Source organism: Angustibacter peucedani (assembly GCF_054779595.1).
In genome coordinates this window covers 2,276-2,671 of sequence record NZ_BAAGXY010000138.1, presented here as the reverse complement: position 1 = coordinate 2,671, position 396 = coordinate 2,276, and the positions used below count along the sequence as shown (strand labels likewise).

Annotated in this window: 1 protein-coding gene; it reads right to left on the bottom strand. The window is 47.7% G+C overall.

Features of this window, described 5'->3' with window-relative positions:
- Positions 1 to 128 precede the first annotated feature (128 nt).
- Positions 129 to 396 (bottom strand): phage tail fiber protein (locus tag ACYVJ4_RS17745; protein WP_460461411.1); only part of this gene is annotated, 268 nt, incomplete at its 5' end.

The following is a 396-nucleotide window of genomic DNA, read 5'->3' as shown; positions in this document are numbered from 1 at the left end:
CTATGGCCGCAATAAAGGCGGCTTGAATATCTGAATTTCGGGGCATAATCTGCACTCCCTTTATTACTGTGTTTATATACAGTAGTTTTAAATGGAATGCAGATCAATTTGGGTTCGCCTATTAATTTTTAAGGCTGAATGACTGCTGGCTGCTCTGTCAGTTCCAGAGAAGCTTCAGAAGATCTTGTATTCCAGATGCTATCCTCAGGCATGTCGAGGCGTACGTCGATCCAACTGTTGGCCGGAACATCCATAGGAGCCCCTTTTGTTTTGACGATCTCCCCTTCATCGCTCAGCATGTATTTCCGCTTAAACAGGCGGATAGTCAGTCCGCCGTTTTCGGTTTGCTCTGCCTCAACTACACCCAGTTCCCCCATGCCGCCAGGGTCCATTGGC